The sequence below is a fragment of the Streptomyces sp. NPDC015130 genome (genome assembly GCF_043080005.1).
Classification (GTDB): Bacteria; Actinomycetota; Actinomycetes; order Streptomycetales; family Streptomycetaceae; genus Streptomyces.
In genome coordinates this window covers 1-21,362 of the sequence record NZ_JBIBVC010000025.1, presented here as the reverse complement: position 1 = coordinate 21,362, position 21,362 = coordinate 1, and the positions used below count along the sequence as shown (strand labels likewise).

At 72.0% G+C, this 21,362-nt stretch carries 18 protein-coding genes and 1 rRNA gene; 9 read left to right on the top strand and 10 right to left on the bottom strand.

What is annotated here, in order from left to right; genetic code table 11:
- The first annotated feature begins 10 nt into the window (after positions 1–10).
- A complete protein-coding gene (locus ACF08F_RS35055) occupies positions 11–565 on the top strand; it encodes a DJ-1/PfpI family protein (RefSeq protein ID WP_392302592.1) in 555 nt (184 codons plus the stop codon).
- A 119-nt stretch (positions 566–684) separates the two neighbouring features.
- Here the strand turns inward: ACF08F_RS35055 and ACF08F_RS35050 are convergent, their stop codons facing one another.
- The gene (locus tag ACF08F_RS35050; RefSeq protein WP_392302591.1) at positions 685–1,353 is read right to left on the bottom strand and encodes an HAD family hydrolase; all 669 of its coding nucleotides are present in this window, start codon (positions 1,351–1,353) and stop codon (positions 685–687) included.
- A gap of 55 nt (positions 1,354–1,408) precedes the next feature.
- Complete coding sequence (locus tag ACF08F_RS35045) at positions 1,409–1,906, bottom strand: DUF6912 family protein (protein WP_392302590.1); 498 nt, start codon at positions 1,904–1,906, stop codon at positions 1,409–1,411.
- A gap of 275 nt (positions 1,907–2,181) precedes the next feature.
- Here ACF08F_RS35045 and ACF08F_RS35040 point away from each other — a divergent pair, with 275 nt between their 5' ends.
- Positions 2,182–2,649 carry an Rv3235 family protein gene (locus tag ACF08F_RS35040; protein WP_392302589.1) on the top strand — a complete coding sequence of 156 codons (468 nt, stop codon included), beginning with the start codon at positions 2,182–2,184 and terminating at the stop codon, positions 2,647–2,649.
- 98 nt (positions 2,650–2,747) lie between these two features.
- Here ACF08F_RS35040 and secA read toward each other — a convergent pair whose 3' ends face one another.
- Entirely contained in the window at positions 2,748–5,555 is a 2,808-nt protein-coding gene (secA, locus tag ACF08F_RS35035) for a preprotein translocase subunit SecA (RefSeq protein ID WP_392302588.1), read from the bottom strand.
- Positions 5,556–5,794: 239 nt separating this feature from the next.
- On the opposite strand from secA, the gene ACF08F_RS35030 reads away from it, so the two are divergent.
- Both ACF08F_RS35030 and ACF08F_RS35025 read left to right on the top strand, forming a co-directional pair.
- Entirely contained in the window at positions 5,795–6,382 is a 588-nt protein-coding gene (locus tag ACF08F_RS35030) for a GNAT family N-acetyltransferase (RefSeq protein ID WP_392302587.1), read from the top strand.
- 30 nt (positions 6,383–6,412) lie between these two features.
- Positions 6,413–7,582, top strand: coding sequence for a winged helix-turn-helix domain-containing protein (locus tag ACF08F_RS35025; protein ID WP_392302586.1), 1,170 nt, complete (start codon positions 6,413–6,415; stop codon positions 7,580–7,582).
- Positions 7,583–7,631: 49 nt separating this feature from the next.
- Here the strand turns inward: ACF08F_RS35025 and ACF08F_RS35020 are convergent, their stop codons facing one another.
- From ACF08F_RS35020 to mtrA, 6 genes are all read right to left on the bottom strand, one after another.
- Complete coding sequence (locus tag ACF08F_RS35020) at positions 7,632–8,399, bottom strand: response regulator (protein ID WP_392302585.1); 768 nt, start codon at positions 8,397–8,399, stop codon at positions 7,632–7,634.
- Positions 8,400–8,615: 216 nt separating this feature from the next.
- Positions 8,616–9,296, bottom strand: coding sequence for a ribosome hibernation-promoting factor, HPF/YfiA family (gene hpf / locus ACF08F_RS35015; RefSeq protein WP_392302584.1), 681 nt, complete (start codon positions 9,294–9,296; stop codon positions 8,616–8,618).
- 294 nt (positions 9,297–9,590) lie between these two features.
- Positions 9,591–10,406, bottom strand: coding sequence for a ComF family protein (locus ACF08F_RS35010; RefSeq protein ID WP_392302583.1), 816 nt, complete (start codon positions 10,404–10,406; stop codon positions 9,591–9,593).
- Between the two features lie 465 nt (positions 10,407–10,871).
- A complete protein-coding gene (locus tag ACF08F_RS35005) occupies positions 10,872–12,728 on the bottom strand; it encodes an LpqB family beta-propeller domain-containing protein (RefSeq protein ID WP_392302582.1) in 1,857 nt (618 codons plus the stop codon).
- Positions 12,718–14,733: an MtrAB system histidine kinase MtrB gene (gene mtrB / locus ACF08F_RS35000; protein WP_392302581.1), complete on the bottom strand. Its 2,016-nt coding sequence runs from the start codon at positions 14,731–14,733 to the stop codon at positions 12,718–12,720. Before mtrB ends, ACF08F_RS35005 begins: the two co-directional genes overlap by 11 nt.
- 1 nt (position 14,734) lies before the next feature.
- Positions 14,735–15,412, bottom strand: coding sequence for a two-component system response regulator MtrA (gene mtrA, locus ACF08F_RS34995; RefSeq protein WP_024758631.1), 678 nt, complete (start codon positions 15,410–15,412; stop codon positions 14,735–14,737).
- Between the two features lie 331 nt (positions 15,413–15,743).
- Between mtrA and ACF08F_RS34990 the strand changes: the two genes are divergently transcribed.
- Genes ACF08F_RS34990 through ACF08F_RS34970 form a run of 5 tightly spaced genes read left to right on the top strand, consistent with a single transcriptional unit; the run spans position 15,744 to position 21,160 of the window.
- The gene (locus ACF08F_RS34990) at positions 15,744–16,958 is read left to right on the top strand and encodes a hypothetical protein (RefSeq protein WP_392302580.1); all 1,215 of its coding nucleotides are present in this window, start codon (positions 15,744–15,746) and stop codon (positions 16,956–16,958) included.
- 4 nt (positions 16,959–16,962) lie between these two features.
- Positions 16,963–17,655, top strand: coding sequence for a DUF4129 domain-containing protein (locus tag ACF08F_RS34985; protein WP_392302579.1), 693 nt, complete (start codon positions 16,963–16,965; stop codon positions 17,653–17,655).
- Positions 17,652–18,857, top strand: coding sequence for a DUF4350 domain-containing protein (locus ACF08F_RS34980; RefSeq protein ID WP_392302578.1), 1,206 nt, complete (start codon positions 17,652–17,654; stop codon positions 18,855–18,857). Before ACF08F_RS34985 ends, ACF08F_RS34980 begins: the two co-directional genes overlap by 4 nt.
- Positions 18,854–19,837: an AAA family ATPase gene (locus ACF08F_RS34975; protein ID WP_392302577.1), complete on the top strand. Its 984-nt coding sequence runs from the start codon at positions 18,854–18,856 to the stop codon at positions 19,835–19,837. Before ACF08F_RS34980 ends, ACF08F_RS34975 begins: the two co-directional genes overlap by 4 nt.
- Positions 19,838–19,849: 12 nt before the next feature.
- A complete protein-coding gene (locus ACF08F_RS34970; protein WP_392302576.1) occupies positions 19,850–21,160 on the top strand; it encodes a DUF58 domain-containing protein in 1,311 nt (436 codons plus the stop codon).
- Between the two features lie 110 nt (positions 21,161–21,270).
- Here ACF08F_RS34970 and rrf read toward each other — a convergent pair.
- Positions 21,271–21,362: ribosomal RNA gene (gene rrf, locus ACF08F_RS34965) — 5S ribosomal RNA — on the bottom strand; the annotation flags it as partial.

Sequence of the window (21,362 nt, the reverse complement as noted above, 5' to 3'; positions counted from 1 at the left end):
TGGGAGAGCCATGGCGAAGATCCTGATCGTGACCGGGGACGCTGCGGAGTCGCTGGAGGTGATGTACCCCTACCAGCGGCTCCTCGAGGAGGGGTACGAGGTCGACATCGCCGCCCCCGCCCGCAAGCAGCTCCGCTTCGTCGTCCACGACTTCGAGCCGGGTTACGACACGTACACGGAGAAGCCCGGCTACACCTGGCCCGCGGATCTGGCCTTCTCGGAGGTCGACCCCGGAGCGTACGTGGCGGTGGTGATCCCGGGCGGCCGGGCGCCGGAGTACCTGCGCAACGACCCGGAGCTCCGCAAGATCCTCAAGTCCTTCTTCGACGCGGACAAGCCCGTGGCCCAGATCTGCCACGGCCCGCTCCTGACGGCGGCGGTCGGCGGCCTGGAGGGCCGCAGGGTCACGGCGTACCCGGCCCTGGAACTCGACATGCAGGCGGCCGGAGCCACCTTCCAGGACACGGCGGCGGTGGTCGACGGCCTCCTGGTCTCCTCCCGAGCCTGGCCGGACCACCCCACCTGGATGCGCGAATTCCTGAAGGTCCTCCGAGCGAAGTCCTGACACCCGGCGGACACCGGGGTCGCGGGCACGGCGCCCGGACCCCGGCCCCGCAGGGCATCAGGTGCCCCTAGGGCGTGTTGCGAAAGTCCCGCCTGCCCGCGCTACTTTCGCAACACGCCCTAGACCAGCTCCTCCGCCACGGCGACCGCCTCCGCCAGCGAGTCCACCACCGGTACCCCGACCCGCTCCAGCGAAGCCCGGCTGTGCGAGCCACCGGTGTAGAGCACCGCCTTCGCGCCCACGTGCGCCGCCGCCACCGCGTCGTCCGCCGCGTCGCCGATCACGACCACCCGGTCCGCCGCGAGGGCGAGCGCCGCCAGGTGCCGCACCATGTGCCCGGACTTCCCGTCCGTCGACGCGTCGACGCGCCCGTCCATCCGCACGAACCGCTCGGCGATCCCGTGCCGCCGCACCAGGGGTATCAGCTCGGCGTGCGGCGCGAGCGACAGCAGCGACTGCGTGAGCCCGGACTCCTGTCGCGCGGCGAGCAGCTCCGCCGCGCCGGCGGTCAGCCCGCAGCCCTCGGCCCGCGCCCAGTAGTGCCGGTGGAAGGCCCCGTCCATGACGGTCCACTCCGCATCGGTCGGCAGCCGTCCCATGAGCCGCTCGTAGAACTTCGGCACCGGCACCGTGTACAGCTCCCGGTACTGCTCCAGAGTGATCGTTTCGAGCCCGAGCTCGGCGAAGGCGGCGTTCGTCGCCCCGATCACCGCGCCGATGTCGTCGAGCAGTGTCCCGTTCCAGTCCCAGACCAGATGCTTGCCGCGCAAGCCGTCGTGCTTCCCCATGCGGAAACGGTACCGGCCCCCTCCGACAACGAACCCCGCCCGGGCCCCGCTGCGGCTACCGCCGCAGCAGCTCGGGAATCTCCTGCACCCCGAACCACAGCAGCTCGTGGTCCTCGGCCCCGTCCACCACGGACTGGGCCTTGCCGTCGCCCCGGTCCGCCGCCTCCAGCGCGCCCGCCGCCGCCGTGACGTCCGCCACCGCGTCGCCCGCGTCGGCGTGCACCGCCCCCGCCTTGGCCAGCGGAACCGGCCCCGCGACCCGGACCTCGCCGACGGAAGCGTCGGCACCGGCGTCGGCCACGTCCTTGTCGGCCACGTCGACCGCGAGGACGACCCGGCACCTGGGCGCCCCGGCGAAGCCCGCGATGAGCCGCAGGGACGCCTCGGCGGCCCGGCCGAGGGCCGCGTACTCCAGCTCCTCGACGTCCTCGGAGACGTACCACTCGCGCAGCGCGGGCGTCACGGCGTACGCGACGAACGGTCCGGGACCCAGCTCGCCGGCCTTGTGCACCTGTGCGAGACCGGGAAGGGTCAGAGGGACGTACACGCGCATGGCTGGCCGCTTTCGTAGACGGAGAGGCCCTCAGGATACGTGCGGAGTCCCCCTTCGGGGCGGCGGGCCGCAGGCGCCGCCCGTCCACCGCCGACCAGCCCTCCCAAGGCCCTGAAGAGCCACTTTTCCCCCGGCGTCACCCTGATAGGTGATCCCGCCCGGGGGCTCCCGCGTGCCCCGGGACTCCTTGCGGGGGCCCGGGACCCACCCGTACAAGATCCCCAACGAAAGTTACTGACCGGTACCACCCGGTTACGCAGCGACAGGGGCTCACCATGGACAGCTACACGGCCACCACCCGCCCGCGCACCCCCCGCCCCCGCACGGCCCCCGGCGGCCCCGCGGGCACCCGGCCCCGCGGCGGCGCGGGCACCCACCCCCGCACCGCGACCCCGCCCCGCACGCTCCCCCCGCACACCGTCTTCGCGGAGCGCCTGCTCGCCGTGCTCAGCGGGGAGCGGCCGGTCCACTGGATGCTCGGCCACACCGTCGGCGAGGCGTACGAGCAGCTCGTCCACCTCGCCCCGGCGACGCCCCTGCGGTCGCTCGGCCCCCGCCCGGTCCTGCGCCGCTGCTCCGTGCAGCTGGACCCGCACCGCACGGCCATGGAGGCCTTCGCGAGCATCGCGACCGGCCGGCGCGTCCGGGCCATGGCGTTCCGCCTGGAGCTCGGCGCCGACCAGCGCTGGCGCTGCGCCGCCGTCGAGCTCGACGGGCTCGGCGTCGCCGCCCGGCACCCATGACGAAGGGGCCGGCACCCACAGGTACCGGCCCCTCCGCTCACTGCCTCAGAACGCTCTCCGTGTCACCACGGTCACAGCGTCCCGGCGGCCACGGCGCGTCACTTCTTACGACGACGCCCACCGCTCGCGTTCTTCTGCGCCTTGCGGCGCTCCGCCCGCGTCATCCCGTCGCCGGAGTCGTCACCGGACTCGAAGTCGCCCTCGACGACCCCGCCGTCGCCGTCGACGGTCGGCGCGGAGAAGTGCAGCCGGTCCGGCCGCTGCGGCGCGTCGAGCCCCTTGGCGCGGATCTCCGGACGGCCGTTCCCCGCGGGCACGGCGTCCGTCTTGTCCAGCGACGGAGCGGTCGCCTGCACCGGGACCTCCTCGACCTGCTGCTCGACCTGGACCTCCAGGTTGAACAGGTAGCCGACGGACTCCTCCTTGATGCCCTCCATCATGGCGGTGAACATGTCGAAGCCCTCGCGCTGGTACTCGACCAGCGGGTCCTTCTGCGCCATTGCGCGCAGGCCGATGCCCTCCTGGAGGTAGTCCATCTCGTAGAGGTGCTCGCGCCACTTGCGGTCCAGGACCGACAGGACCACGCGGCGCTCCAGCTCACGCATGATCTCCGAGCCGAGCTGCTTCTCGCGCGCGTCGTACTGCTCGTGGATGTCGTCCTTGACCGACTGGGCGATGAACTCGGCGGTGATGCCGGCCCGGTCCCCGGCCGCGTCCTCCAGCTCGTCGACGGTGACCTTCACCGGGTAGAGCTGCTTGAACGCGTTCCACAGACGGTCGAGGTCCCACTCCTCCGCGAAGCCCTCGGCGGTCTCCTGGCGGATGTAGTCGTCGATCGTGTCGTCCATGAAGTGCTGGATCTGCTCGTGCAGGTCCTCGCCCTCCAGGACGCGGCGGCGCTCGCCGTAGATGACCTGGCGCTGCCGGTTGAGGACGTCGTCGTACTTCAGGACGTTCTTACGCGTCTCGAAGTTCTGCGTCTCGACCTGCGACTGCGCGGAGGCGATGGCGCGGGTGACCATCTTGTTCTCGATCGGCACGTCGTCCGGCACGTTGGCCATGGCCATCACGCGCTCGACCATCTGCGCCTTGAACAGACGCATCAGGTCGTCGCCGAGCGACAGGTAGAAGCGGGACTCGCCGGGGTCGCCCTGACGGCCGGAACGACCGCGGAGCTGGTTGTCGATACGGCGCGACTCGTGGCGCTCGGTGCCCAGGACGTACAGGCCGCCGAGCTCCTTGACCTCCTCGAACTCCGCCTTCACGGCCTTGCCGGCGCGCTCCAGGGCGCCCGGGAGGGCCGCGGCCCACTCCTCGACGTGGTCGACCGGGTCGAGACCGGCCTGGCGCAGCTCGGCCTCGGCGAGGTCGTCCGGGTTGCCGCCGAGCTTGATGTCGGTACCGCGACCGGCCATGTTCGTGGCGACGGTGACGGCGCCGCGGCGGCCGGCCTGGGCGACGATGCTGGCCTCGCGGTCGTGGTGCTTGGCGTTGAGGACCTCGTGCGCCACACCGCGCTTGGAGAGCTGCTGCGAGAGGTACTCGGACTTCTCGACGGAGGTCGTGCCGACGAGGATCGGCTGACCCTTCTCGTGCTTCTCCGCGATGTCGTCGACGACGGCGGCGAACTTGGCGACCTCGGTCCGGTAGATCAGGTCGGACTGGTCCTTGCGGATCATCGGCCTGTTCGTGGGGATCGGGACGACGCCCAGCTTGTAGATCTGGTGGAACTCGGCGGCCTCGGTCATGGCCGTACCGGTCATGCCGGAGAGCTTCGAGTACAGGAGGAAGAAGTTCTGCAGGGTGATCGTGGCGAGGGTCTGGTTCTCGTCCTTGATCGCCACCCCTTCCTTCGCCTCGATGGCCTGGTGCATGCCCTCGTTGTAGCGGCGGCCGGCGAGGATTCGGCCGGTGTGCTCGTCGACGATCATGACTTCGCCGTCCATGACGACGTAGTCCTTGTCCTTCTTGAACAGTTCCTTCGCCTTGATGGCGTTGTTCAGGTACCCGACGAGCGGGGTGTTCACCGACTCGTAGAGGTTGTCGATGCCCAGCCAGTCCTCGACCTTGGCGACGCCCGCCTCGTGGATGGCGACGGTGCGCTTCTTCTCGTCGACCTCGTAGTCGCCGGTCTCCTCGATGCCCTTGAGCGGGTTGCCGGGCTCGCCCTTGCCGAGGCGGGTGACCAGCTTGGCGAAGTCGCCGTACCACTTGGTGGCCTGGTCGGCCGGGCCGGAGATGATCAGCGGCGTACGGGCCTCGTCGACGAGGATCGAGTCGACCTCGTCGACACAGGCGAAGTTGTGGCCGCGCTGGACGAGCTCGTCCTGGGACCACGCCATGTTGTCGCGGAGGTAGTCGAAGCCGAACTCGTTGTTCGTGCCGTACGTGATGTCGCAGCCGTACTGCTCACGGCGCTGGGCCGGGGTCATGTTGGCGAGGATGCAGCCGACCTTGAGGCCCAGGAAGCGGTGGACGCGGCCCATGAGCTCGGAGTCGCGCTCGGCCAGGTAGTCGTTCACCGTGATCAGGTGGACGCCCTTGCCGGACAGCGCGTTGAGGTACGCCGGGAGGGTGCCGACGAGGGTCTTGCCCTCACCGGTCTTCATCTCGGCGACGTAGCCGAGGTGGAGCGCGGCGCCGCCCATGAGCTGGACGTCGTAGTGGCGCTGTCCGAGGACGCGCTTGGCGGCCTCGCGAACCGTCGCGAAGGCCTCGGGCATGAGGTCGTCGAGGCTCTCACCGTCGGCGTACCGCTGCTTGTACTCATCGGTGAGCGCCCGCAACTCGGCGTCGGAGAGGTTGACGAAGTCCTCTTCGATGGAGTTGACCTGGTCCGCGATGCGGTGCAGTTTGCGCAGGATCTTGCCTTCGCCTGCACGCATGAGCTTGTTGAAGACGGACACTGAGGCTGGTCTCCTTGCCGGTCGGGCCTGGCACTGGGTCTTGTGATCGACGCGAGCGCGGGCACGGCAGGTGGTCCCCACCGCAACGGCCATCGTAAGCGAGACCGCCCTCGCGAAGGGAGGCCCGCAGTGCCCGAGCCGCAAGGCCACCCTCAGAGACAACGCACGAGGTGGGCGGAAGGTGCCGCCCCACCCGAAAAGTGTTCGCTTCCCGTCGGGCGGCTCACGACAATCCCTGCATGGATCCGATCATCCTCACCACCGAGCGGCTGCGGCTGCGGAACTTCGTTCCCGAGGACCTCGACACGGTGTACGAAATCTGTCAGGACCCGGACATCCGGCGCTGGACCGTGGTCCCGGACCCCTACACCCGGCAGGACGCCGACTTCTTCCTGAACCGGCTCGTGCCCGACGGCTGGCGCGAGGACTCGGACTACACGTTCGCGGTCGAGCCGGTGGCCGGCGGCCCACTGCTCTGCGCGGTCTCGCTGACCAGTCGCGGCTCCGGAGTCTGGGAGGTCGGCTACTGGACCCGGCGGGAGCACCGGGGCCTCGGATACATGACCGAGACCGTCCGGGCCCTGGCCCACTGGGCGTTCACGGGCCTGGGCTGCACCCGGCTCCTGTGGCGGGCCGAGCTCGGCAACACCGGCTCGCGCGCGGTCGCCGAGCGCGTCGGCTTCGCCCTGGAGGGCGTCCAGCGCGCCGGCCTCGTCAACAAGGGCACGCTCCGCGACTGCTGGGTCGGCGCCCTGCTCCCCTCGGACTTCGGCCTGCCGAGCCCCTTGCCGTACCTCCCGGCCCGCGATCGGCCCGCGCAGGCCTGACTGTCGGTGCCGGGCCCTAGGGTGCGTTCCATGACGACTGCGCCGCGCCCCGCCGCCGAACTGTCCGCCGACGAAGCCCGCCGGATCGCCCTGCGCGCCCAGGGGTTCCTGGGGGCTCCCGACCGCAGGTCCGGGGTCCGTGGCGTGCTGCGCGCCCTCGGTCAGGTCCAGCTCGACACGATCTCCGTCCTGGCCCGCTCGCACGAGCTCATCCCGTACGCGCGCCTGGGCGCCGTGGGTCGCACGACGGTCGAGGACGCCTACTGGACCGAGGCTCACGCCTTCGAGTACTGGTCGCACGCCGCCTGCGTGCTGCCGATCGAGGAGTGGCCCCACTTCGCCTTCCGCCGCCGCGCCTACCGTGACCGACCGCACTGGCACCACGAGCTGTCGGCCGGTGCGTACGACAAGGTGATCGACCAGCTGCGGGCCGAGGGCCCGCAGACGGCGACGGAGCTGGGCGGCGCGAAGAACAAGGGCGAGTGGTGGGACTGGTCCGACGGGAAGATCGCCGTCGAGCGGGCGCTGATGCACGGCGAGGTCGTGGTGACCGAGCGGCGCGGCTGGAAGCGGGTCTACGACCTGGCGGAGCGGGCGGTCCCGAAGGAGCTGCTCCACGACCAGCTCGACGACACCGAGTGCGTGCGGCGGCTGGTGCGGCAGGCGGGCGAGGCGCTGGGCGTCGGCACCCGCGCGGACATCGCCGACTACCACCGCCTCAAGGGCGAGCAGTTCGACGCGGTGGTCGAGGCCTCGGGGCTCGTGCCGGTCACGGTGGCGGGCTGGGGGAAGCCCGCCTGGGCGGACCCGGCGGCGCTGGCCTCCGAGCCGCGCGGCCGGCACCGGACGACGCTGCTCTCGCCCTTCGACTCGCTGATCTGGGAGCGGGCGCGTACGGAGCGGATCTTCGGTTTCACGCACCGCCTGGAGGCGTACGTGCCGAAGCCGAAGCGGGTGTACGGCTACTTCGCGATGCCGGTGCTGGCCGGCGGTCGTCTGGTCGGCCGGGTGGACCCGGCGCGTGAGGGCCGCACGCTGGTCGCCCGGCAGGTCACGCTGGACGGCCCCAAGGCCGTGCCTGCGGTGGCGCGGGCGCTGCGCGAGGCGGCCGAGTGGGTCGGCTGCGACGCGGTCTCGGTGGTCCCGGAGCGCATGAACCACCCGGAGCTGGCCCCGGAGCTGGTGCGAGCCCTGGACTGACCCGACTGACCCGACTGACCCGACCGCCCTCGCGGGCGCAGGGCAGGGTTCAGCGGATCTCCAGGATCTTCTCCCGCATCGCGTAGACCACGGCCTCCATGCGGGAGTGGAGCTGGAGCTTCTCCAGGATGTTCCGCACGTGGTTCTTCACCGTGTTCTCGGAGATGAAGAGCTCCTTGGCGATGTCCCGGTTGTTCATGCCGGTCGCGACGAGCTTGAGGACCTCCAGCTCACGGTCCGTCAACCGGGGCGCGGGCACGAGCCGGCGCTCGTCGGTGCGCTGGATCATCGACTTGAACTCGGTGAGGAGCTTGGACGCCATCGACGGGCTGATCTGCGACTGCCCGTCGGCGACCGCGCGGATCGCCGTGGCGACCTCGTCGGTGGAGATCTCCTTGAGGAGGTAGCCGGTGGCCCCGGCCTTGATCGCCTCGTAGAGGTCGGCCTCCTCGTCGCTGATCGTCAGCATGATGATCTTCGCGCTGGGGGCCACCTCCTTGATGGAGGTGCACGCCTCGATGCCGCCGCGGCGGGGCATCCGCACGTCCATCAGGACGATGTCCGGCAGGAGATCGGCCGCCTTGTCGACCGCCTCGGCCCCGTCTCCGGCCTCGCCGACGACCTGGATGTCCTCCTCCTGCGCGAGGACGATCTCCAGCCCCCGGCGGAAAAGGGCGTGATCGTCCACGACAAGGACCCGGATGGGCTCCTTGCGGCACTCGGCGCCGTCCGAATCCGATCCGTCCGGCGCGCACTCCGGAGTGACTGCCCCGAAGGGCTCACGCCCCCTGAGCACCGGTCCGAAGCTGTCCGCCATCGTTCCTCCCCCTGAAGGCCGTGGCCTGAATTCGTTTCCGGTCCTCCAACCGCTGCTCGACGAGCACCGGTTGGCGTGCACGACATGATTTCATGCCCCGGCCGCGCGTGGGGTTACCCATGGGCGCACGGGGGTGCCCCTGGGGGCGCGAACCGCGCTCCAGGGGCACCGTGAGGGACACCTGAGGTGTGGGTGATTTGGTGCGGTGGCGGGCCGTCAGCCGCCCAGCGCACCGCCGGCGCCGCCACCTTCGGCGAGCGGGTCGCTCTCCAGGTGGATCACGCCGTAGTCGTACGCGTGTCGCCGGTAGACGACGCTCGGCTGCTTGTTGTCCGAGTCGACGAACAGATAGAAGTCGTGGCCGACCAGCTCCATCTCGTAGAGCGCCTGGTCGAGCGTCATGGGGGCGGCCCGGTGGGTCTTCTCACGCACCACCAGCGGGCCTTCGCCCTGGACCTCGATCGAGCCCATCATCGTGGTGGGCACCTTTTCGGACTCGTCGGCGACCAGCTGCCCGTTTCCGTTGAGCTGGGCGGCGCCGGGCACCACGTCCCCGACCTCCGCTGCCGACAGCCTGCCGTTGCCACGGCGGGTGTATCGCTTGTCGTGCTGCTTCCGCAGCCGGGCCTCCAGCTTGTCGCTGGCGAGGTCGAGGGCTGCGTACGGGTCGCCTGCCGCAGCTTCGGCCCGGATCACCGGGCCTCGGGAGTGGAGGGTGATCTCCACGCGGTCGGACCGGTCGGCCTGCCGCGGGTTGTGCTCCTTGGACACCTCGACGTCGAGGCTGATCACCTTGCCGTCGAGCTTCTGGATCTTCTCCAGCTTCAGCTTCTCGGCCACGTGCTTGCGGAACCGCTCGGGCACCTCGGTCTTGCGGCCCTTGACGACGATGTCCACGCAGAACTCCGTTCCCGGATCGCCCTGATCGGCTCCTTGGCCGCAGGGCATCTCCCTTTGCACCAGACTCCGGTGGTTACCGGAGCTCGGACTCGGCGACTTTCACCTCCTCCTCCCCAGTCGACAAGATCCCCACCCCATCGACACGAGGTTAATTCGCCCTGAACTCCTGTCCTGTAGGCGCAACCATGTATTCGGCGAGGCAGTGGCATTCGCCATTCCTCACAACCGAACATAGCCCCTTCGGACGGGTGTCGGCACCCGCTACCGCGACATACCTCCGATCGGGTGCTCTCACCTCTCACCACCTGCAACGATCCAAGTTCCTGGCGAGTTCCGGTTTATTTCGAACGAACCGGGAGAGGATGCGACCACAGCCGCCTGCCGCTGTTCGAATCCGTGCTGCGCGGAACTGTCCTGCGATCTTTCCGGCAATGCTCGCGGTAATCCAGGAATGAACGACCGGTGAACGGCTCCGAGTGCGCGCGCCGCCTCCGCGAGCGAAGCGCCCGTGGTCATCAGATCGTCCACGAGAACCACCCTTCCGGCCCCGAGCAGTCGTGCGCCGCCCGGTACGACCTCCAGCGCTCCCGCGAGGTTCGTCAGCCGCCCGCGCGCACCGAGTCCCGCCTGGTCCGCCACGTACCGCCGCTGGCGCAGTACGGGCACGACCCGCGCGGCCCGTCCCGCGCGCCGCAGCCGGGCTGCCGCGGCCAGCGCGATCCGTCGCGTCGGATCGTGGCCACGCGCCCGCACGGAGCGCCGCGAGGACGGCACCGGTACGAGGAGCAGGGGTGGGGAGCCGGGGCCCGTCACAGGCCCGGCAGCGGCCGTGACGGCGGCCGCGAGCGCGTCGCCGAGGGGCCCGGCGAGCGCCAGCGCCCCGCGCTCCTTGTGGGCGAGGAGGAGTTCCCGTACGGACTCGGCGTAGGGCGCGGCGGCATGGACCGCCGGCAGCCCCGCGGGCTCGGGCGCGGGCCGCACCCTGCGCGGTCCGGGGCCGGTCAGCGCCTCGGCGCAGTCCGGGCACAAGACGGTGCGCGGCCTGCCGCAGCCCCCGCAGGCCACCGGCAGCACCAGCCCGGCGATCTCCCGCCACCACCCCCGCATGACTCCACTGTGCGTGCTCCCGCCGCCGCGGACCACCCCTGTGGAAAACCGCCCGGATGCGGCTCCCGGCGGCCTGACAGCCTGCTCCCGGCGGCCCGGCACCCCGCTCGCTGACGCATGCCACCGGGCCGGACCCGACCCCCGCGCCGCAAGCCCGGCCGGACCGGGGGCGGGCACCCCGAGTCCGTCAGGTCGCCCCGGCGGGCCCTGCCGCTCCCGAGCGCGCGTACCGGACGCCGCGGGCCCGGAAGGATCCGGAAAGAGCCGCCCTGGCCCCGGTAGGACGCCCTAGGGCGTGTTGCGAAAGTAGCGCCGACCGCCCGAAGGGCGGGCCGGACGGCGTCTGGTGCGTGCGATCGCAAGGCGGAGGGTCGCCCCGATACTGGATGCATCGGGGTGATCCCGACAACGCGGCGAGCGTGCGTGCCAGGCGCCGTCGGGCAGGCGGGACTTTCGCAACACGCCCTAGCCGGGGTAGACGGGCGAAGCGCCCGCCTCGACCACCGGCTGCCAGTTCGTGCCCGGCGCCAGCCGGACGATGCCGTCGCTCCGGGAGTTCGCCACCACGGGCGCCCCGTCGCCGTTCGGCGCGGCGACCGACGCCACCCCGTTCAGGCCAGGGAGCACCGAGCTCGCCGAGGTCGAGCCGTCCGTCTGGAGATAGCGGATCTGCTGGACACCGCCCGCCTCCTTGCCGACGACGACCAGGCGGCTCGGTCCGGCCCAGGAGACGGACGTGACGGACTCCATGCGCGGCGCGGCGGGCTGGAGGCCGCCGACGGACACCGCCCCCGACTTCTCCCGCTCGATCCGACCGATCTGCAGCGTGGTGCGCTCCCCCTGCTTGACCAGCAGGGCGATCCGCACACCGTCCGCCGAGACCCGCAGGGCCTCCACGCGGGTGCCGGTCTGCAGCCAGGGCGTCCTGACCTCCACGGGTTCACCGGAGCCGCCCGGCACCATCCACAGGTGCGCGTCGGCGGGGTTGCGGTCGGCGACCCAGAGGTCGCCCCGGCCGTCCCAGCTCGGCGCGGAGAGCCGGTCCGCGGGGCGCGCCGCCCTGCTCGACAGCACCGCTGGCAGCGGATCCTGCTCCGTGGTGATCGAGGAGACGAACAGATCGCGTCCGCCCGAACCGACCCCGGCGGCCCGGGTCTCGCCGCGGTCCACGGCGACCGAGGTCAGCGGGGTCGTGCCGCTGCCGAACGGCCCCGGCACGGGGTCCGGCTCGTCGGTCTCCTTGGCCTGGACCGCCAGCGTCTTCAGCTTGCCGTGCTCGTCGAGGAAGTACGGGTTCTCCTGCGGTGCGGTGTTGCGCACCGCAGCGAACTCCGCCGCCTGCCCCTTGCCCAGCCGGCACAGCGAGTCCCCGCCCGGCTTCAGGAGCTCGACCTGCTCGACGCGGACGGAGGTCAGGTCGCCCAGTGTGAAGAGCAGCTGCGCCGCCATCCGCCTGCACGCCTCGGCGCCCACCCGCTCGGCCTTGGCGTTGAGCGGCACCTTCAGCGTGGACTGGTCGTCCGGGGCCAGCGAGGTGACGCCGGCCTTCAGATCCGTACCGGAGGGGAACTGCGAGTCGACGGCCGTCTTGAGCCAGTTCGTCGGCCCTTCGAGCAGCGCCTTGACGGTCTGCGTGACCGGGTCCATCCGGGTGACCGGATCCTGCCGCTGCCGGATGTAGACCGGGTCGGCCACGACCCAGTCCTCCCCGGAGGCGAAGTAGTACTTGTTGACCGACCGGTAGTTGCGCAGGAAGTCGGCCTCGCCGAGCAGCAGGCCGGACGGCAGGCTGTCGATCCGCCACTCCTTGCCCTTGCCGTCCGCGGAGGGCTGCTGCACGACGTGGATCGACTGGAGGTACTTGACGGGGCTGTTCGGCAGATAGCCGTGCCGGGCGTCCACCCTCGCGATCTTGCGGCCGGAGAGCGGGTAGGCACGGCCCTGGTTGTCCGGATCGGCGTTGCGGTCGGCCTGTTCGCGGTCGGGCGCGGTGGTGAGCACCGTGATGCCCTGCTCCGGCTTCCAGGTCCGCGAGGCCTGCTTCGTCAGGTACTTGCGCGCGGTGGCGAACCCGGGGTCGTCGCTCGTCATGGCCTCCAGGAAGCCGTCGACGATCTCGTCCGGGTCGGCGTTCTCCCGGGGGGCGACGGCGTAGACCCGCACCTGCGAGTCGCCGAGGTTCGCCCCCTTCACGAGCTGTACGTCTCCGCTGTCGGGCATCGTCGCGCACCCGGTGAGGACGAGCCCGCCGCACGCGGCCAGTATCACCGCCCTCCTGCTTCCGCCCCGCCCCGCGCGTCCCTGTCGGGAGTCAGCGCCCACGTGTCCCGTCCTCCCGCTCCACGTTCCCGGTTCCCCCGGCCGTCCCCGCGCCCGCCGTGGCGCCGTCGCTGTCCGTCGCCGCTCTCGGCACCACCCGTGCCCCACTGCCGGGCAGGGCCGTCGGATCGACGGTCGCCCTCGGCGGCGCGGGCAGCCTCGGTGGTACGGGGAGCGCGGCCCGGTCCCCGGCGGGCTGCGCCGGCAGCGCCACGCGGCGCTTGCTCTCCTCCACGCGCCCGGCGGCGGCCTGCTCGCGGTTGCGTCGCGAGTCCTCGGGCTCCAGCGGGATCGGAGAGCCCCGCAGCGGCTCGTCCGCGGTCCTCGGCAGGGTCAGCCGGAACTGCGAACCTCCGCCGGGCTCGCCCCAGGCCTGCAGCCAGCCACCGTGCAGCCGGGCGTCCTCCACGGCGATCGACAGGCCGAGGCCCGTACCGCCGGTGGTGCGCGCGCGGGCCGGGTCGGCGCGCCAGAAGCGGTTGAACACCCGGGTCGCCTCGCCCGGCTTGAGTCCGACGCCGTAGTCGCGGACGGCGACGGCGACGGCACCGCCGGCGGCGGCGAGCTTCACCACCACGTCCCGACCCTCACCGTGCTCGACGGCGTTGACGACGAGGTTGCGCAGCACCCGCTCGACCCGGCGGGCATCCGCCTCGGCCACCACGGGCTGCTCGTCGCCGAGGACGACCATCCGGGTGCCCTTGCGCTCGGCGAGGGGTTCGGCGCCGCCGATGACCCGGCGCACGACCTGACGCAGGTCTATCGGCTCGGCCTCCAGGGCCGCCGCTCCCGCGTCGAAGCGGCTGATCTCCAGAAGATCGGAGAGCAGCGACTCGAAACGGTCGAGCTGGTCGCCGAGGAGTTCCGCGGCCCGTCCGGTGACGGGGTCGAAGTCGACGCGCGCCTCGTGGATGACGTCGGCGGCCATCCGGACCGTGGTCAGCGGGGTGCGCAGCTCGTGCGAGACGTCGGAGACGAACCGCCGCTGCATCCGCGAGAGCTCCTCCAGCTGCTGGATCTTGAGCTGGAGGCTCTGGGCCATCTTGTTGAAGGCCTCGCCGAGGCGCGCGATGTCGTCCTCGCCGGTGACCTTCATCCGTTCCTGGAGGCGGCCGGCCGAAAGCCGCTCGGCGATCCCGGCGGCCATCCGGACGGGCGTCACGACCTGCCGGACCACGAACCACGCGATGGCGCCGAGCAGCACGACGACGAACAGCCCGGCGGTCGCGAGGGTGCCCTTCACGAGAGTGAGCGAGTCCTCCTCCTGCGTCAGCGGGAAGAGGTAGTACAGCTCGTACGGGGTGCCGTCGGCGTCGTTCAGCCGCTTGCCGATCACCAGCCCGGGTTCGGACGGTTCGCCGCTGGTGTAGTAGATCCGGGTCGACTTCTGGTAGGGGTTCGCGCCCTGGGCGACGTTGAGCCGCAGGTCGGCGGGGATGCTCTTCACCGGGTCGACCTCGCCGGAGGCGCGCGCGCCACGGCTCGCGGTGTCACCGGTGTCGAGGGAGAGCGCGACCACGTTGAACGCGCTCTGGCCGCCACTGGCGAGCTGCTCGACGAGCGTGGAGCGCCAGTTCACGGACGCGCCGGTCCGCCCGCCGTCCTGCTGGCCGGGCGCCGAGGAGGTGATCGCCGCCCGGTCCTGCGCGGCGGAGAACCCGCCGGCGGCCTGGCTCTGGGCGGCCCGCTCCTTGGCGTCGAGCAGACCGTTACGGACCTGGCCGATGACGACGAGGCCGAGCAGCAGCACCACTCCGAGAGACATGAGCAGGGTGCCCGCGACGACCCTGAGCTGGATGTTCCGCCGCCACAGCCGCACAGCGGGCAGCAGCGGTCGGCGGACCCAGCGGGCGAGGAGCCGGAACACCGGTCCCCCCGGTGCCCCGTCGCTCAGGAGCCGCCCGCCCAGCAGGCGGCCGAAACGCGGGCCCCCCCGCCCCGGTCCGGCAGCCCGCCCCGCACGGTCTCCCGGGTCCCCGGGCTTCGGAGCAGTACTGCCTGTAGTCATGTCAGCTCGGTCCCGCCTTGTAACCGACGCCACGGACGGTCACCACGATCTCCGGGCGCTCGGGGTCCTTCTCGACCTTCGAGCGCAGCCTCTGGACGTGCACGTTCACCAGCCGGGTGTCGGCCGCGTGCCGGTATCCCCAGACCTGCTCCAGCAGGACCTCTCGGGTGAAGACCTGCCACGGCTTGCGCGCCAGCGCGACGAGCAGGTCGAACTCGAGCGGGGTCAGGGCGATGGACTGCCCCTCCCGCTTCACGGAGTGCCCCGCCACGTCGATGACCAGGTCACCGATGGTGAGCTGCTCCGGCGCGGGCTCCTCGGACCTCCGCAGCCGCGCCCGGATACGGGCGACGAGCTCCTTCGGCTTGAACGGCTTGACGATGTAGTCGTCAGCCCCGGACTCCAGGCCCACCACCACGTCGACCGTGTCGCTCTTGGCCGTGAGCATGACGATCGGCACGCCGGACTCGGCCCTGATGAGCCTGCACACCTCGATGCCGTCCCGTCCGGGCAGCATCAGGTCAAGCAGCACCAGGTCCGGCTTGGCCTCGCGGAAAGCGGCGAGCGCCTTGTCACCGTCCGCGACGAACGACGGATCGAACCCTTCACCCCGCAGCACAATCCCGAGCATCTCGGCCAGTGCGGTGTCGTCGTCGACGACAAGAACGCGTCCCTTCATATCGACATCATCCCATTAGCCAATCGTTACCTGCCGTGACCTGTCCCACAGCGTCTCCCCCAGCCCGGGCCGCGACCTCGTGGATCGCGCTCCTCTCGGCCCGCCGCCGCACGGATCGCGCGTCCTGGTCGGGCATTCGCACAGTGTGCCGCCTGTCGCCCGGACAAAGAAGGTCCGGACAAAGGTACGAACGAGGCGACCGCTCCCGCCCACGCAAGGGCCCCGCGTGGCACGATGGCACCCGGCCCGCCGCCGTCTCAGGTGTCGGCCGCCGTGACCGAGCCGGTTCGCCGATCCGGCACCGCGACCATTTCACCGAGGTGGACGAACCGTGAACGACACTCCGGGCTGGACCTCGCCCGGATCCGCGCCCTCCGACGGCCAGGACGGCTCCGGGATCCCCCGGCCCACCACCCCCGCCGACGCGAACGGTTCCGCCCCTCAGTGGTCCAAGGACCAGCCGCCCGCCGGCCGGTGGACCCCGCCCACCGGCCAGACCCCGCCCCCGGCCCCCGGCCCGTACTGGGGCCCTCCGCCCCCGAACACGAACTGGGGCAAGCCGCCGGCCGCGAAGCCGGGCGTCGTCCCGCTGCGCCCCCTCGGCATGGGCGAGATCCTCGACGGCTCGGTGAAGACCCTCCGCACCTACTGGCGCACGGTGCTGTCCTTCTCGGTCACGGTCGCGGTGATCTCCCAGATCGCCAACATCCTGGCCGAGCGGTACCTCGTCCCGAAGACACCGGCGATCAGCCCGGACGCGACGCCCGCCGAGCAGCTGGAGCAGTCGGTCCAGTCCGCCCAGAACTCCATGATCGCCCTCGCCCCGGCCCTGCTGGTCACGCTGATGGCCTCCGTCGTCTGCGCCGCCCTGCTCACCGTCGTGGTCAGCCGCGCGGTCCTGGGCCGCCCGGTCTCGCTCGGCGAGGCCTGGCGCGAGGCCCGCCCGCGCCTGCTCCAGCTCATCGGACTCACCCTGCTCATGGCCGCCCTCAGCGCCGGCATCCTGTTCGTCGGCCTGCTGCCCGGCCTCCTGGTCGGCGGCACCCTGGGCGGGGCCCTGATCCTGTTCCTCGGGCTCGGCGCCACGGCGGTGATGGTCTGGCTGGTGGTCCGCTTCAGCCTCGCCTCCCCCGCCCTGATGCTGGAGCGTCAGGGCGTCATGACGTCGCTGAGGCGCTCCGCCAAGCTCGTCCAGGGCTCGTGGTGGCGGATCTTCGGCATCACCGTCCTCACCCAGCTGCTGATCTTCGTCTTCGCCATGATCATCGCGATCCCGTTCACCATCGTCGCCATCGCGGTCGACGGCGAAGGCTTCTCCGGACTGCTCACCGGCTCCGCCCCCACCTTCGGCTGGTCGTTCCTGATCATCACCGGCATCGGCGGCATCCTCACCAGCGCGGTCACCTACCCGATCTCGGCCGGCGTCACCGTCCTCCTCTACGTGGACCAGCGCATCCGACGCGAAGCACTGGACCTCGAACTGGCCCGAGCCGCCGGCCTCCCCGGCTACGGCCCCACTCCCGGCGACGAGACCGTCGGGGGCTGATGCCGTGACGGTCCCGGGGGGAACGACCGCACCACTCACACTCCAGCGCGCCGACGGCGACGTACCGGTGGACATCTCCCGCATCCCCGCCCGCGAGGCGGCGGAGCGGGAGCTGTCCGATCCGCTGTACCACCAGAACGATCCCAACCTCCTCCAGCGCGGACTCGACCGCTTCTGGGAATGGGTGGACGAGCTCTTCAGCTCGGCCGCCCGAGCCACGCCGGGCGGCGTCGTGGGCCTCGTCGCCGTCGCCCTGGTCGTCATCGCCCTCGTCGCCGCCCTGTGGTGGCGACTCGGCACCCCCCACCGCTCACCGGCCACGGCCGGCGACTCCCTCTTCGCCGACGGCCCCCGCACCGCCGCCGAACACCGCGCGGCCGCCGCCCGCCACGCCACCGCCGGCCACTGGAACCAGGCCGTCCAGGAACGCATGCGGGCCATCGTCCGCTCCCTCGAGGAGCGCGCCCTGCTCGACCCCCGCCCCGGCCGCACCGCCGACGAGGCCGCCGCCGAGGCCGGCCGCTCGCTCCCCACCCACGCGGACGACCTGCGCCTCGCCGCCCGCGCCTTCGACGACGTGACGTACGGCGGCCGCACCGCCGACGAACCCGCGTACGGCCGCATCGAGGAACTGGACACCGCCCTGGAGCGAGCCAAGCCGACCCTCGACACCGCACCCTCGGGGGCGCCCGCATGACCCGACCGGCCGCCGAGTCCACCTCGACCGCCCTGTCCGCCCGCCAGATCTGGACCCGCGCCCGAGGCGCCGCCCTCGTCCTCGCCCTGATCCTCATCGGCGGCATCGCCCTCGCGACGGTCCGCTCCACCGAGACCCACGGCGCCCTCGACCCCCGCTCCGCCGACCCCACCGGCAGCCGCGCCGTCGCCGAACTCCTCAGGGAAAGCGGCGTCACCGTCACCACGGCCACCACGCTCGACGAGGCGACCGCGGCAACGGACACCCGCACCACACTCCTCGTCACCACCCCCGACCTGCTGACCGAGACTCAACAGGCCGCACTCCGCGCCACGATGACCGAGTCGGCCGCCCGCACCGTCCTCGTCGGCGCCGGCCGCGCCTCCCTCCCCACACTCGCCCCGGATGTCACCAGCACCACCGACACCCCCGTGACCAACCGCGCCCCCGCCTGCACCCTGGCCGCCGCCACAAGCGCCGGCAGCGCCGAACTCGGCGGCGAGCGCTACGTCGTCGCCCCCGGCACCGAGGCCGACACCTGCTACCCCTCCGGCGGCAGCCCGACCCTGGTCCGCCTCCCCCACAGCACCGGCACCGCCGACACCGTCCTCCTCGGCTCGCCCGACATCCTCTTCAACAACCGTCTCGACCAGCAGGGCAACGCCTCGCTCGCCCTGCAACTCCTCGGCTCCCGGCCCCATCTCGTCTGGTACCTCCCCTCCCTCGCCGACACCTCGGCCACCACCGACGAACCCGCCGGCACCACCACGGACAACTTCCTCGCGCTCATCCCCTCCGGCTGGCTGTGGGGCACGCTCCAACTCGCCGTCGCCGCCCTGCTCGCCGCCATCTGGCGAGCCCGCCGCCTCGGCCCGCTGGTGACCGAACGACTCCCCGTCGCCGTCCGCGCCTCCGAGACCACCGAGGGCCGCGCCCGCCTCTACCGCAAGACGGACGCCCGCGACCGCGCCGCCACCGTCCTCCGCACGGCGACCCGCACCCGCATCGCCCCGCTCCTGGGCGTCCCCGCCCAGGACGCCCACGCCCCCGAGCGCCTGCTCCCCGCGCTCTCCGCCCGTCTCCCCGAGACGACCGCGGACCCCCGCACCCTCCTCTTCGGCCCGGCTCCCGCCGACGACGCCACCCTCATCCGCCTGGCGGACCAACTCGACGCCCTCGAAAGAGAGGTACGCACCTCATGAGCGCCCCGACCCCCGAGACCGCTACGGACTCGGACAGCGCCCGCGCCTCCCTGGAGGCCCTGCGCACCGAGATCGCGAAGGCCGTGGTCGGCCAGGACCCCGCCGTCACCGGTCTCGTCGTCGCCCTGCTCTGCCGCGGACACGTACTCCTCGAAGGCGTCCCCGGCGTGGCCAAGACGCTGCTGGTCCGCTCGCTCGCCGCCGCACTCGAACTCGACACCAAGCGCGTCCAGTTCACCCCCGACCTCATGCCGAGCGACGTCACCGGCTCCCTGGTCTACGACGCCCGGACCGCGGAGTTCTCCTTCCAGCCCGGACCGGTCTTCACCAACCTGCTGCTCGCCGACGAGATCAACCGCACGCCCCCGAAGACCCAGTCCTCGCTCCTGGAGGCGATGGAGGAGCGACAGGTCACCGTCGACGGCACCCCGCGCCTCCTCCCCGAGCCCTTCCTGGTCGCCGCGACCCAGAACCCCGTCGAGTACGAGGGCACCTACCCCCTCCCCGAGGCCCAACTGGACCGCTTCCTCCTGAAGCTGACGGTCCCGCTGCCCTCACGCACCGACGAGATCCAGGTCCTCACCCGGCACGCCGAGGGCTTCGACCCCCGCGACCTGAACGCCGCCGGCGTCCGCCCGGTCGCGGGCCCCGCCGAACTCGAAGCCGCCCGGGCCGCCGTGGCCAAGGTCGCGGTCTCCCCCGAGATCGCCGGCTATGTCGTCGATATCTGTCGTGCCACGCGTGAATCCCCCTCGCTCACGCTCGGGGTCTCCCCCCGAGGCGCCACCGCACTGCTCTCCACCGCCCGCGCCTGGGCCTGGCTCACCGGCCGGGACTACGTCACCCCGGACGACGTGAAGGCCCTCGCACTCCCCACCCTGCGTCATCGCATCCACCTGCGGCCCGAGGCCGAGATGGAGGGAGTCACCGGTGACTCCGTCATCAACTCGATCCTCGCCCACGTCCCCGTCCCCCGCTGAGAACGGCGCCCCATGGCCCTCACCGGACGAACCGCGCTGATCGCGGCCCTCGGATCGCTCCCCGTCGGCATCCTCGCCCCCAGCTGGGCGGGGATGCTCGCGGTGAACGCGCCCCTCTCGCTAGCAATTCTGTGCGACTACGCGATGGCCGCGCCAGTAAGAACGCTCCGGTTCACCCGAAGTGGTGACACATCCGTTCGACTCGGTGACGCGGCGGAAGTCCGGCTCACGGTCACCAACCCGTCGCGCCGCCGCCTCCGGGCCCAGCTCCGCGACGCCTGGCCGCCCAGCGCCTGGCTCCCCGGCACCGAGCAGGCCGCGTCCCGACACGAGCTCACCGTCCCCGCCGGCGAACGCCGCCGCCTCACCACCACGCTCCGCCCCACACGCCGCGGCGACCGCCGGGCCGAGCGGATCACCGTCCGCTCCTACGGCCCGTTCGGCCTCGCCGCCCGCCAGGGCAACCACGAGGTCCCCTGGACCGTCCGCGTCCTGCCGCCCTTCACCAGCCGCAAGCACCTGCCTTCCCGCCTGGCCCGCCTCCGCGAGCTGGACGGCCGCACCAGCGTGCTGACCCGCGGCGAGGGCACCGAGTTCGACAGCCTCCGCGAGTACGTCCCGGGCGACGACACCCGCTCGATCGACTGGCGGGCCACAGCACGCCAGACCGCGGTGGCCGTCCGCACCTGGCGCCCCGAGCGCGACCGCCACATCCTCGTCGTCCTCGACACCGGCCGCACCTCGGCCGGCCGTGTCGGCGACGTCCCCCGACTGGACGCCGCGATGGACGCCGCTCTCCTCCTCACGGCTCTCGCCTCCCGAGCCGGCGACCGCGTGGACCTCGTGGCCTACGACCGCAGCCTCCGCGCCCAGGTCCAGGGCCGCTCCGCCCGTGACGTCCTGCCCGCGGTCGTCAACGCCCTCGCGACGCTCGAACCGGAGCTGGTGGAGACGGACGCCCGCGGTCTCGCCGCCACGGCCCTGTCCCGCGCCCCACGCCGTTCCCTGATCGTCCTCCTGACGGCCCTGGACGCGGCCCCGATCGAGGAGGGCCTCCTCCCCGTACTGCCGCAGCTCACTCAGCGCCACACGGTCCTGGTGGCCTCCGTCGCCGATCCACGAATCGCCGCCATGGCCGGCGCCCGCGGCACGATCGACGGGGTCTACGAAGCCGCCGCGGCCACCCAGACACAGTCCCAGCGCGCCCGCACGGCGGACCAGCTCCGCCGCCATGGCGTCACCGTGGTCGACGCCTCTCCCGACGCCCTGGCCCCCGCGCTGGCCGACGCCTATCTCGCCCTGAAAGCGGCCGGCCGCCTCTGAAACATCGACCTCCCATCGGCCCCCGGCCCGATCCGCCCCCGGAAGGGGAATCCGGCCGTGAACGCAGAAAAGCCCCGCACCATGAGGTGCGGGGCTTTCCCACAATGATTGTTCGGCGGCGTCCTACTCTCCCACAGGGTCCCCCCTGCAGTACCATCGGCGCTGAAAGGCTTAGCTTCCGGGTTCGGAATGTAACCGGGCG

Bases quoted from the DNA above. Each gene is read 5' to 3' on its own strand.
- ACF08F_RS35020 (WP_392302585.1), bottom strand. From the start codon at position 8,399: ATGGCGGACAGCTTCGGACCGGTGCTCAGGGGGCGTGAGCCCTTCGGG.
- ACF08F_RS34975 (WP_392302577.1), top strand. From the start codon at position 18,854: ATGAGCGCCCCGACCCCCGAGACCGCTACGGACTCGGACAGCGCCCGC.
- ACF08F_RS34980 (WP_392302578.1), top strand. From the start codon at position 17,652: ATGACCCGACCGGCCGCCGAGTCCACCTCGACCGCCCTGTCCGCCCGC.
- ACF08F_RS35010 (WP_392302583.1), bottom strand. From the start codon at position 10,406: ATGCGGGGGTGGTGGCGGGAGATCGCCGGGCTGGTGCTGCCGGTGGCC.
- ACF08F_RS35055 (WP_392302592.1), top strand. From the start codon at position 11: ATGGCGAAGATCCTGATCGTGACCGGGGACGCTGCGGAGTCGCTGGAG.
- ACF08F_RS35030 (WP_392302587.1), top strand. From the start codon at position 5,795: ATGGATCCGATCATCCTCACCACCGAGCGGCTGCGGCTGCGGAACTTC.
- ACF08F_RS35025 (WP_392302586.1), top strand. From the start codon at position 6,413: ATGACGACTGCGCCGCGCCCCGCCGCCGAACTGTCCGCCGACGAAGCC.
- ACF08F_RS35045 (WP_392302590.1), bottom strand. From the start codon at position 1,906: ATGCGCGTGTACGTCCCTCTGACCCTTCCCGGTCTCGCACAGGTGCAC.
- ACF08F_RS35050 (WP_392302591.1), bottom strand. From the start codon at position 1,353: ATGGGGAAGCACGACGGCTTGCGCGGCAAGCATCTGGTCTGGGACTGG.
- mtrA (WP_024758631.1), bottom strand. From the start codon at position 15,412: ATGAAGGGACGCGTTCTTGTCGTCGACGACGACACCGCACTGGCCGAG.
- ACF08F_RS34970 (WP_392302576.1), top strand. From the start codon at position 19,850: ATGGCCCTCACCGGACGAACCGCGCTGATCGCGGCCCTCGGATCGCTC.
- mtrB (WP_392302581.1), bottom strand. From the start codon at position 14,733: ATGACTACAGGCAGTACTGCTCCGAAGCCCGGGGACCCGGGAGACCGT.
- ACF08F_RS35040 (WP_392302589.1), top strand. From the start codon at position 2,182: ATGGACAGCTACACGGCCACCACCCGCCCGCGCACCCCCCGCCCCCGC.